This is a genomic window from Streptomyces sp. NPDC096323 (genome assembly GCF_040302845.1).
In the GTDB taxonomy this organism is placed as follows: Bacteria; Actinomycetota; Actinomycetes; order Streptomycetales; family Streptomycetaceae; genus Streptomyces.
In genome coordinates, this window is sequence record NZ_JBEOSI010000010.1 from 409,267 (window position 1) to 419,065 (window position 9,799).

Consider the following 9,799-nt stretch of genomic DNA (forward strand, 5'->3'; position numbering starts at 1 on the left):
TCGTCGGGTAGGTCCTGTGCCGGGGGCGGTGGGGGCCGGTCCCGTGAGCGGGGCGGCGAAGTCCGGTTCCGTTGCTGCCGCGGCGGCCGGGGGCCGGGCGGTCAGTCCGCCCGGGCTGCCGTCTCACGTGCCTGCTCCACTTCTTGCGCGACCGCTGCGACGTCGGTCATGACCTGGAGCACGCCGGGGAGTTCGGATCCGTCGAGTTGCCGGTACTCGCTGCCGATCGTGACCACGAGCCGCTCCGGGAGGCCGAGTTCCGGGTGGCGGCCTTCTCCGATGACCCGGCGGGCCGCCTCCACGGCGGGCACCCCGGCGGCGTGGAAGGCGTGGGCGCGCTCCCGTACGTACTCCAGGTAGACGATGTGGTCGCGTACGCCGGCCCGGTCCAGGACCGGGCCGTGGCCGGGCACGATGGTCTCCGCGCCGGTGGCCAGTACCTGTTCGCAGGCCGCGATCACATTGCTCAGCGGGCCGGCCCAGTGGATCGGGTGGTCGCCGGGCTGCTGCGGGGTCGAGGAGAAGATGATGTCGCCGCTGAACACGGCGCTCTGCGCGGGCAGGTGGACCATGAGGTCCCCCGTGGTGTGCGCGGACGGCAGGGACGTGATGCGGACGGGGTACTCCCCCAGGGTCAGTTCGAGCTCCCCGGTGAAGTAGGTCGTCGGCCGGACCGGTTCGGTCTGCGACCAGTCGAAGGGGCCGAAGTGGCGCCCGAGGTAGGCGCCGAGCGCGGTGGCCGGATCGCTCCCGTTGACCAGCGCGTGCTGCTGCTGCGGAGTGGGCTCGTAGTGGATGTGCTCCCGGGCCTCGCGGGTGGCGATGATCTCCGCGTCCGGGAGCACGCCCGCGCCCCAGAAGTGGTCCCCGTTGGCGTGCGTGACGATGACACGGTCGATGGAGACGCCGTCGGGCAGCAGCTTCGTGCTCTCGGCGAGGAACTGCCCGGCCAGCACGGTGTCGTACGGGGTGTCGATCCAGAGCGCGCCGCGGGGCGAGACGAGCAGGCCGCAGTTGGCCAGCCCCCAGCCCCGTTTCGGGGGGAGCCATGCGTACAGGCCCCGGCCCAGGTCAACGACGTCCCCACCCGTGATCGGCATGGACGCGATTATGCCGACCGCGATCCGGTCGCGCGTTCGAACCCGGCCATCGCGGGGTCCCATTGGCGTGAATTCGATCCTCCTTCCCCGCTGGACCGGCCGACCGGTGACCGTCCGAGAGCGGCCGGGCCGGTCACGGCAGGGAATGATCGGAAGATTCCCGAACAAACCCGTCCGGCATGCTCACCCCCGTCACCGGTACACGTCGGCCCGCCGTCAAACCGGCAGAGGCCGATTACCCACCGAGCATGGCCGAAAACCGACGTCCGTGAGGATGGTCGGTGCGGTCCGGTCAGCGGAGGGGGGCGCCGAACCAGCGGGTGGCGGCGTGCTGGAATCCATCGGTGTCGGTGTCGTAGCCCTCGGCCCAGGCGATGACGCCGTCGGGCCGGATCAGCGCGGCGCCGCATCCGAGGTCGTTGCCGACCGGTCCGGGCGCGTAGCGGATCCGGTCCTTCCAGCGCTCTGCCGCGTCCTGCAGATTCCGGCCTGTGGTGAAGTCGAGTGCGATGCCCTGCCCTTGGTGCAGCAGGTCGCCGAGACGCGTGCCGTCATCGAAGCGGAAGTCCGGGGCTGTACGGCCGACGAGCGGCTGGTCGCCGCCCAGGTCGTAACGGTGGGACAGCCCGGCGGTGTTGCGGAACACATGCGTGGTGCCGTCGCGGGTGCCGAGCAGATCGCGGATCAGTTGCCGCAGGGCCGGGGCGTGGGGGCCGGGGTCGACCGGGAACAGTTCCTCACCGGCATCGGCCTCATCCTGGCCGGCATCACGACCGCCGGCCCGCCGCGGCCGGCCGGGACGCCCTGATCGCGGGCGCCCTCGGTGGCGGCGCAGCGTGGTCAGACCGCTATGACCGTGATCCCGGCCTCGGTGAGGCGTGCGGCGGCTTCGGGTGCGATGCCCTTGTCGGTGATCAGGAAGCCGACCGCCCCCAGGTCGCAGACCCGGGCGAAGGCCCGCTTGCCGATCTTCGACGAGTCGGCCGCCACCACCACGCGCTGGGCCTGCTCGGCGAGCAGCCGGTTGATGCTGGCCTCGCCCTCGTGGTGGACGTACGCGCCGCGCTCGGTGTCGATCGCGTTGACGCCCAGCACGGCGACGTCCAGCGTGATCTCGCCCAGCACTCCACTGGCCAGCGGGCCCGTCAGCTCGTACGACTGGGGCCTGGCCACACCGCCGGTCACCACCATCTTGATCTGCGGCCGGATCACCAGCTCGTTGGCGATGTTGAGGGCGTTGGTGACCACCGTCAGGGTCGGCCGGCCCGACGTCCCCCCCGCCCCTTCGCCCACGAGATCGGAGCGCATGGCGAGCGATCGCGCGACCTCCGTGATGGTGGTCCCCCCGGTCAGCCCCACCACCTCGCCGACCGCGACCAGTTCGGCGACGGCCCGGCCGATGGCCTGCTTCTCCGGGGCGTTGCGCCCGGCCTTGTAGCGCAGCGCCAGCTCGTAGCTGACGCCGTGCGCGACCGCGCCGCCACGCGTACGGGTGAGGAGATGCTGCTCGGCCAGCTGGTCCAGGTCCCGGCGGATGGTCGCGGCCGAGACGTCCAGCGCGCCGGCGGCATCCTCGACGTCCACCCGGCCGTGCTTGCCGACGAGTTCCAGCAGTGCGTCCCACCGGGCGTCCCTGGACAAGAGAACTCTCCTTACGGGCCCGGCCTGCGAGCACCCATCCTCTTGGGTGCGATCACCGGGCACGCGCAAGCGTCGCACAAGGCCCCGCCGAGTCAAGCCAACTGCACGGCGAATGCTTGAACATGCTCGCTCAACACGAGTAACGTGCGCAAACGAGCATCCCACCCTCAGTTCGGAGTGTAAAAGTGTCCTTTGTCGAGATCGAGACAGCCAGCCAGCCGGACTGCTGGCGCCGCGCCGCGGACCTCGCTCCGAGCCACGCCGCCGCACTGCCGGCCCCCGGGGAGCGCATCGCCGTTGTCGGCTGCGGCACCTCGTTCTACATGGCTCAGGCCTACGCCGCGCTCCGTGAGGAGTCCGGACAGGGCGAGTCCGACGCCTTCGCCGCATCCGAGTTCCCCGCCCGCCGCCGCTACGACCGCGTCGTCGCCCTCACCCGCTCCGGCACCACGACCGAGGTGCTCGCCCTGCTCGGCCGGCTGCGCGGGACCACCCCCACGGTCGCCATCACGGCCGACCCGGACACCCCGGTGATGACGTCCGCCGACGCCGTCGTGGTCCTCGACTTCGCGGACGAGCAGTCCGTCGTGCAGACCCGGTTCGCCACCACCCTGCTGACGCTTCTGCGCGCCCACCTCGGCCTGCACACCGACGCCGTGGTCCGTGACGCGGAGACCGCGCTGGCCGAACCGCTGCCCGAAGGGCTGGTGGACTGCACGCAGTTCACCTTCCTCGGCCGCGGCTGGACGGCCGGTCTGGCCAACGAGGCCGCACTGAAGATGAAGGAGGCCTCGCTGTCCTGGACGGAGGCGTACGCCTCGATGGAGTACCGCCACGGCCCCATCAGCATCGCCACCACGGGCACCGCGACCTGGACGTTCGGCGCCGCCCCCGAGGGCCTGCGCGAGCAGGTCCTCGCCACCGGCGCCCGCTGGGTGGAGAGCGGCCTGGACCCGCTGGCCGAACTGGTCCGCGTCCAGCGGCTGGCCATCGCCCGCGCCGCGGCCCGTGGCCTGGACCCGGACAGCCCGCGCCACCTGACCCGTTCGGTGGTCCTGGCGGAGGCCCGAGCCCGATACTGAACGGGACATGCAGATCGCGGAACGCACGGTGCACGCCGGCCCGGATGCAGGCGCGGACGCCTGGACGGGTTTCCTCGCCGCCCCCGTGCACGGCAGCGGCGTCGGTGTGCTCGTCCTCTCCGGCTCCAGCGGCCGCGTCGAGGAGGCCCGGTGCCGGCTGCTGGCCCGGGAGGGGATGACCGCCCTGTCGGTCAGATGGTTCGGCGGCCCGGGGCAGCCACCGGGCATCTGCGAAGTCCCGCTGGAGACCCTCGTGTCCGCGGTCGAGTGGCTGCGTACGGCCGGGGCGCGGCGCATCGGTGTCCTGGGCACATCCAAGGGCGCCGAGGCCGCCCTGCACCTGGCCGGTCTCCATGAGGGCGTCCATGCCGTCGTGGCCCTCTCGCCCACCTCGGTGACCTGGGCGAACGTGGGCCCGGGCCGCGACGGCTCCCTGCACCCTCATCGGTCGTCATGGACCTGGCGGGACAAGCCCCTGCCCTTCCTGCCCTACGACTCAACCTGGACGCCCGCCGAACCGGAGGGCGGGCCCGTCTCAATTCTCCGCTGGTACGAGCAGAGCCTGCTGGCCTTCGCCGACCGCGTCCCGGCCGCGGCCGTCCCGGTCGGCGGCGCAGGCGACCTCGTACTGGTGGCGGGCGGCGCCGACCTGATGTGGCCCTCCCTGCGGTTCGCCGGAGAACTGGCCGCCCGTCGCAGGGCGGCCGGCCTCCCCGTACGCCTGATCACCCGCGCCGACGCCGGGCACCGCCCCCGGCTGCCCGGCGAGGGCCCCGCCGCGCCGTCCGGCCGTTTCCGGTACGGAGGTTCACCCGCCGCCGACGCCGCGCTCGGGGCGGACGCCTGGCCGCACCTGCTCGACGCGCTGCGCGGCGCGGGTCGCGTCACGCAGCCTCAGGACTCCTCGAAGTAGGCGTCCAGGACCGCGTCGAAGCCCTCCGTCCACCCCTTGAGGTCGCTCCGGGCGGGCGCCTCGACCTCGGCGTTGAACCAGCGCCGGGTCGACATGTGGACCGTGACCGTGAACCGGCGGCCGAACCGGGCCGGCTTCAGTTCCACGGCGCCGACCTCGTCCCAGTGGAAGTCGGCCTCCTGGTCGTCCAGCGTGAACCGGATCCCCGTGCGGTCGGCGGAGATCGAACCGCGCCGGTCGCTCACCTCGAACGACGGGCCGTCCGCTGTTCCGTCGTCGTCGGACGCGGGGCCGTCCGCCGCGTCCACCTGCTCGTTCTCGTCCTCCTCGTCGTCCGCCGCCGTCCCGGCAACGGGCTCGCCGTCGGGCGCCGCAGTCTCGGGTGCGGCGTCCTCGGGTGCGGGGTCCTCGGTCTGTTCCGGGTCCTCGTCCGCCTTCGCGGCGGTTTTGGGGGCCGTGAGACCAGGGATGTACGCCGGGTCTGTCCCTGCGGCGTACGCGGGCTGAGTGTTGGGATCTATGCGCTGCTCCACGGCGGGCAGTATGGCCGACGAACCTGTACGGGGCCAGTGAGGCCGCCGTTCGCCGGGCCGGTGACCCGGCCCGGCAGGGGCGGGCCCACTCGCTCGGCCCACCCCTCCCCCCTTCCCCCGGCCCTTGGTCAGCCGGTGGAGCAGGCCTTGTCGCCCAGGGCGAACGCGGCCGGAGCGGCGTTACCCCCCGCCAGGGTGCCGGTGAATCCGAAGCCCACGGAGGCGCCCGGCGCGACCTTGCCGTTCCACCCCACGTTGGCGGCCGTCACCTTCGCGCCGGTCTGCGTGGGGGTGGCGTTCCACATCTGGCCGACCTTCTGGCCGTCCGCGAACGTCCAGCCGAGCTGCCAGCCGTCCAGGGCCGCGGTCCCGGTGTTGGTGAGCGTCACATCGGCCTGGAAGCCGCCGGACCACTGGTTGGTGACCTTGTACGTCACCGAACAGGCCCTGCTCCCCGGCGGGTTCCCCGGGTCCGTACCGGGATCGGTGCCCGGGTCCGTACCGCCGCCGTCACCGTCCGACGAGTCGCCGTACATGATGCCGCGCCCGTTGGTCGAGACGTACACCCGGCCGTAGACCCTCGGGTCACCCGTGATCGAGGCGCCGATCCAGCCCCACTGGTGCGCGTCGTCGTTGATCCGCGTCCAGGTCGTGCCCGCGTCCGTGGAACGGAAGACACCGCGCACGCCGCCGATCTTCGCCGTGGCGAAGAGCGTCTGGTACGAGGCCCCCGCGGCCGCCTTGCCGAAGCCGACCGAGTCCGCCTGCTGGATCCCCGACAGCTTGGTGAACGTCGCGCCCGAGTCGGTGGAGTGCCAGAGCCCGTAGGCGCCGGTCGCACTGCCGCCGGCGAGCCAGACGTCGCCCTCGATGCCCGGTACCGCCTTGAAGCGGACGTTGCCCTCGGTGGGCAGACCGCTCGACGCCTTCGCGGTGAAGGTGGCGCCGCCGTCGGTCGAGACGTAGAAGGTGCCGGCCTTGTACCCGTAGAACTTCTTCGGGTTCTTCCGGTCGGACTCGACGGTCGCCCCGGCCGGTATCCCCGTGGACGCCGACCACGAACTCCCGTAGCCGGTGGTGCGGTACACGCCCGCGCCCTCCGGGCTCCACACGAATCCGCTGCCGTCGGCCGCGGCCGCGACCGTGCCGCCGCCCGTGACCCCGGAGGGCTCGGAGCCCTGGAACCAGTTCGCCCCGTTGTCCGTGGAGAAACCGATGTGCGGGGCGGCGTCGGCGCTGCCGACCCGTACGACCGTGTTGGGGGCGGCCTCCGCGAAGTCGAGGCTGGTGGTCGAGGTGAGGTTGGGCGAGGTGAACATCATGCCCGGCACGGCGTCGAGATCGGTGTGCCGGAAGCCTCCGATGTCACCGAGCGCGCTGAGCAGCGGGGCACCGGACGGCGGGCTCGCCAGGTCGTTGACGGCCGTCTCCTCAAGGCCCTTCACCATCGGGGTGATCTTGAACTGGCTGCCGGAGTCCCAGTTCTTGAGGTTCTCGGTGCCGTAGACCGTGGCGCCGGTGCCATACATCATCCGGTTCGAGTCGAACGGATCGATCTCCAGCGCCTCCGTCATCCAGCCCAGCTTGGGCGAGGTCTCCGGCGGCGTCGGGTTGGCACCCCAGGTCAGCCAGGGCACGGACGAGACGTCCTGGGTGAAGCGGTTGGTGCGGGTCGGGTAACTGCTGTAGTCCCAGGCCTTGGTCCAGCTCGCTCCACTGTCCGTGGAGCGGAAGATCTGGGTGTCCGGCCACCAGGAGCTGTATGCGGTCGCCATCAGGGTGCCGGGCTGCTGCCGGTCCACGGAAAGCCCGCTGAATCCGTAGTACGTGTCCGCCTCGGCGACCGGGCTGACGTCCTTCCACGCACCGGTCGCGGTGGTGTAGCGCCAGATCCGTCCCTTGCCGCCGTCGTACGGCCCGCCGGTGTCGCTCAGCGTGAGGTACAGATAGCCGTTCGCCGAGTCCAGCACGCCCTTGTGGGCCAGGTATCCGGTCGGCTGGCCGGCGATCCGCGACCAGCTGGCACCGCCGTCGGTGGAGCGGTAGACGGTGTTGTCCTTGTCGGCGACGCCGACGTAGATGTCCCGGGTGGCGTTGCCCGCGCTGCCGGTGCGCTCGTCGAAGGTCACCCAGACGATGCCCTGGTTGTCATTGCCGTAGCCGCTGGTGTCGGTCGGGTCCTGGGCGTAGTTGCCCGGGTTCGGGAAGGCCGTCACCTGCGACCAGGTCACGCCCGAGTCGGTGGAGCGCCACAGGCCCTTGCCGCTGGGCGCGCCCAGGTACAGCACGGAGTTCTTGTTCGGGTCGACCGCGAGGCGCTCACCCATGCCGCGGCCCGGCATGTTCCCGCCGAGCTTGAAGGGCAGGGTGGTGGCCTTCCAGCTGGCGCCCCGGTCCGAGGAGCGCAGGACCGCGCCGTTGCCCGGGTCCCAGCTGTTGGTGTACGTGCCCACGGCGGCGTACACGTTGTCCGGGTCGGCCGAGTCCGAGGCGAGGCTCACCACGCCCGACCAGCCCCAGTGGTCCCAGTCCACCCAGTCGAGCAGCGGGGTCCACTGCTTGCCGGCCTGGTCCCAGCGGTAGGCGCCGCCGATGTCGGTGCGCGCGTACGCGAGGTTCTTCTCCGACCGGTTGAAGACGATCCCGGGGACGAAACCACCGCCGTCGATGCGGACGTTGTTCCAGTCGTACGTGTCCGCCGCCAGGGACACATCGGATGCCTGGGGGGCCGGGGCGGCGTCGATGGCTCGCGCCGATGCGGGGGCGCCGGTGGCGAAAAGACCGGCGGTGAGGGTGAGTGCTGCCAGGAGGGCGGCAAGGGGTCTAGCGCTTGAGCGCACGGAAACGTCCTCTCCGAACGAGACCGCCGACAGTGGCGGCACAGGGCGGGTGCGGATGTGGGAGCGCTCCCATTCGCGTCCCGATGGTAGCGGCGCGAACCCTCCGGGAGAAGGGTGGTACGCGGAGTTCATCGGATGACTTGGACCCGACTGACCGTCACCATTGCGGCAGCGCCCTGCAATTCACCCGTAACGCCGGAGCGGGGTGGCCGGTCCGGCCGCCCCGCTCCGCCACACTCCAGGCGTCAGTACCAGTCGCCCATCCCCGGCGGGTCGCAGAGCTCGAGCACCACTTCGCCCGCCTCGGACGTCATGCCGCCGACGGGCCGGACCCGGTCCCCGACGCTGACCAGGTGCGGCGCCGCGCCCACGATGCGGCACCGGTACACGAATCCTTCGGGGAAGCGCACCAGGGACTCGTTGCGCATGACCCGCGAGTAGCGGTTCACGACACTGGACCGCACGACGACACCGTGGCCGTCGCTCCGCTCCGACTCCAGATCGCTCGACGCGCAGGCGGGGCAGAGAAGTTTGCGGAAGGACGCGGTGCCGCACCACCGGCACACCTGGTAGATCAGACCCTCCGTGATGTGCGGCTCCGCCGCGTCGCGAGCCGTGGGCTCCACGTCGATTCCGGTGATGAACACGTTCGGCCTCCCGCGCTCGACTGGGGTGCGCCGCACCTGCGGCGACGCCACTCCGGCACGGTATGGCACTTAGTTCCATGAAGTAAAGGTACTGAGTGCCGGTGATTGTCGGACCAGTGAGTGAACTACCTCTCAGTGGTGCCGGGTTCTTCACCGAGGGCCGATTCGATGCGCTGCACGACGCGCCACATCGGGGCCCCCTTCGGCGCGATCATCACGATCACCTCGTCATCGGCGGCGGGCGCGGGCGGCCGCTCGGCCGCCGGTGCCCATACGGACCGGACCAGTTCGAGCGCCCGGTCGACCTCGGCGCCGGCATCGCCCCGGCCGCCCGAACGCAGCCAGGACCGCAGCCCGTTGTTGTGGGCCGCGACCACCGATGCGGCGATCACCTCGGCCCGCAGAGCCGCGTCGGGGGCGCCGGCCCAGCGGCGCTCCAGATACCCGGCCATGGTCCGCTCGTAGCGTCGCACGACGGAGAGTTCATAGGTGCGCAGACCGGGCACCTCCCGGGTGAGCCGGTAGCGCTGCACGGAGAACTCCGGCTTCTCCGCGTACATCCGCAGCACGATGCGGGCCGCCTCGCACACCGCCTCCACCGGATCGCCGTCCCCGGCGGCGTCCAGGAACGCGGTCATGTCCGCGAGGCACCGCTCGTGATCGGGGAAGACCGCGTCCTCCTTCGAGGGGAAGTAGCGGAAGAACGACCGCCGCCCCACCCCCGCACTGGCGACGATGTCGTCCACCGTGGTCCGCTCGAACCCGCGCTCCATGAAGAGCGCGAACGCCGCCTCGGCGAGCACGTCACGCATCGGGGGCTTCTTGGCCGGTCCGCGGTCATCGGTCATGCCGGAGAACGTAACACCGGAAACTCATATCCGACACTGGGTACCTTTACGAAGGGTACTGGGTACCATATGGTGACGGCAGAGACTCGACGAAGTACAGGGAGAGCCGGCGTGAGCTTGAGGATCGTTGTCTGTGTGAAGTACGTGCCCGACGCGACCGGTGACCGGCATTTCGCCGATGACCTGACGTTGGAT

General features: G+C 71.3%; 10 protein-coding genes and 1 pseudogene. 4 read left to right on the forward strand and 7 right to left on the reverse strand.

Features of this window, described 5'->3' with window-relative positions:
- Positions 1-101: 101 nt before the first annotated feature.
- Together ABTX18_RS28050 and ABTX18_RS28055 are read right to left on the reverse strand one after the other, a co-directional pair.
- Entirely contained in the window at positions 102-1,100 is a 999-nt protein-coding gene (locus ABTX18_RS28050; RefSeq protein ID WP_352125541.1) for an MBL fold metallo-hydrolase, read from the reverse strand.
- A 292-nt stretch (positions 1,101-1,392) separates the two neighbouring features.
- Entirely contained in the window at positions 1,393-1,746 is a 354-nt protein-coding gene (locus ABTX18_RS28055) for an aromatic-ring hydroxylase C-terminal domain-containing protein (protein ID WP_352125542.1), read from the reverse strand.
- On the opposite strand from ABTX18_RS28055, the gene ABTX18_RS28060 reads away from it, so the two are divergent.
- Entirely contained in the window at positions 1,747-1,908 is a 162-nt protein-coding gene (locus tag ABTX18_RS28060; protein WP_352125543.1) for a hypothetical protein, read from the forward strand.
- A gap of 32 nt (positions 1,909-1,940) precedes the next feature.
- Here ABTX18_RS28060 and ABTX18_RS28065 read toward each other — a convergent pair whose 3' ends face one another.
- Positions 1,941-2,741 carry a DeoR/GlpR family DNA-binding transcription regulator gene (locus tag ABTX18_RS28065; protein ID WP_352125544.1) on the reverse strand — a complete coding sequence of 267 codons (801 nt, stop codon included), beginning with the start codon at positions 2,739-2,741 and terminating at the stop codon, positions 1,941-1,943.
- A 185-nt stretch (positions 2,742-2,926) separates the two neighbouring features.
- Between ABTX18_RS28065 and ABTX18_RS28070 the strand changes: the two genes are divergently transcribed.
- Together ABTX18_RS28070 and ABTX18_RS28075 are read left to right on the forward strand one after the other, a co-directional pair.
- Entirely contained in the window at positions 2,927-3,823 is an 897-nt protein-coding gene (locus ABTX18_RS28070) for an SIS domain-containing protein (protein ID WP_352125545.1), read from the forward strand.
- Positions 3,824-3,830: 7 nt separating this feature from the next.
- The gene (locus ABTX18_RS28075) at positions 3,831-4,736 is read left to right on the forward strand and encodes an acyl-CoA thioester hydrolase/BAAT C-terminal domain-containing protein (RefSeq protein ID WP_352125546.1); all 906 of its coding nucleotides are present in this window, start codon (positions 3,831-3,833) and stop codon (positions 4,734-4,736) included.
- Here ABTX18_RS28075 and ABTX18_RS28080 read toward each other — a convergent pair.
- The 4 genes from ABTX18_RS28080 to ABTX18_RS28095 all read right to left on the reverse strand — a co-directional run bounded on the left by ABTX18_RS28080 (position 4,718) and on the right by ABTX18_RS28095 (position 9,604).
- A complete protein-coding gene (locus ABTX18_RS28080; RefSeq protein ID WP_352125547.1) occupies positions 4,718-5,269 on the reverse strand; it encodes a hypothetical protein in 552 nt (183 codons plus the stop codon). The two genes, ABTX18_RS28075 and ABTX18_RS28080, sit on opposite strands and share 19 nt — an antisense overlap.
- 128 nt (positions 5,270-5,397) lie before the next feature.
- Positions 5,398-8,109, reverse strand: coding sequence for a cellulose binding domain-containing protein (locus tag ABTX18_RS28085; protein WP_352125548.1), 2,712 nt, complete (start codon positions 8,107-8,109; stop codon positions 5,398-5,400).
- A 245-nt stretch (positions 8,110-8,354) separates the two neighbouring features.
- Positions 8,355-8,756, reverse strand: a complete 402-nt coding sequence (locus tag ABTX18_RS28090; RefSeq protein ID WP_352125549.1) for a Zn-ribbon domain-containing OB-fold protein — start codon at positions 8,754-8,756, stop codon at positions 8,355-8,357.
- 125 nt (positions 8,757-8,881) lie between these two features.
- Positions 8,882-9,604 (reverse strand): TetR family transcriptional regulator, encoded by a 723-nt coding sequence (locus ABTX18_RS28095; protein WP_352125550.1) that lies wholly within the window; start codon positions 9,602-9,604, stop codon positions 8,882-8,884.
- Between the two features lie 111 nt (positions 9,605-9,715).
- On the opposite strand from ABTX18_RS28095, the pseudogene ABTX18_RS28100 reads away from it, so the two are divergent.
- Positions 9,716-9,799, forward strand: a pseudogene (locus ABTX18_RS28100) (electron transfer flavoprotein subunit beta); the annotation flags it as partial.

Coding starts and splice junctions, on each gene's coding strand:
- ABTX18_RS28050 (WP_352125541.1), bottom strand. CDS start 1,100: ATGCCGATCACGGGTGGGGACGTCGTTGACCTGGGCCGGGGCCTGTAC.
- ABTX18_RS28060 (WP_352125543.1), top strand. CDS start 1,747: ATGCGTGGTGCCGTCGCGGGTGCCGAGCAGATCGCGGATCAGTTGCCG.
- ABTX18_RS28075 (WP_352125546.1), top strand. CDS start 3,831: ATGCAGATCGCGGAACGCACGGTGCACGCCGGCCCGGATGCAGGCGCG.
- ABTX18_RS28095 (WP_352125550.1), bottom strand. CDS start 9,604: ATGACCGATGACCGCGGACCGGCCAAGAAGCCCCCGATGCGTGACGTG.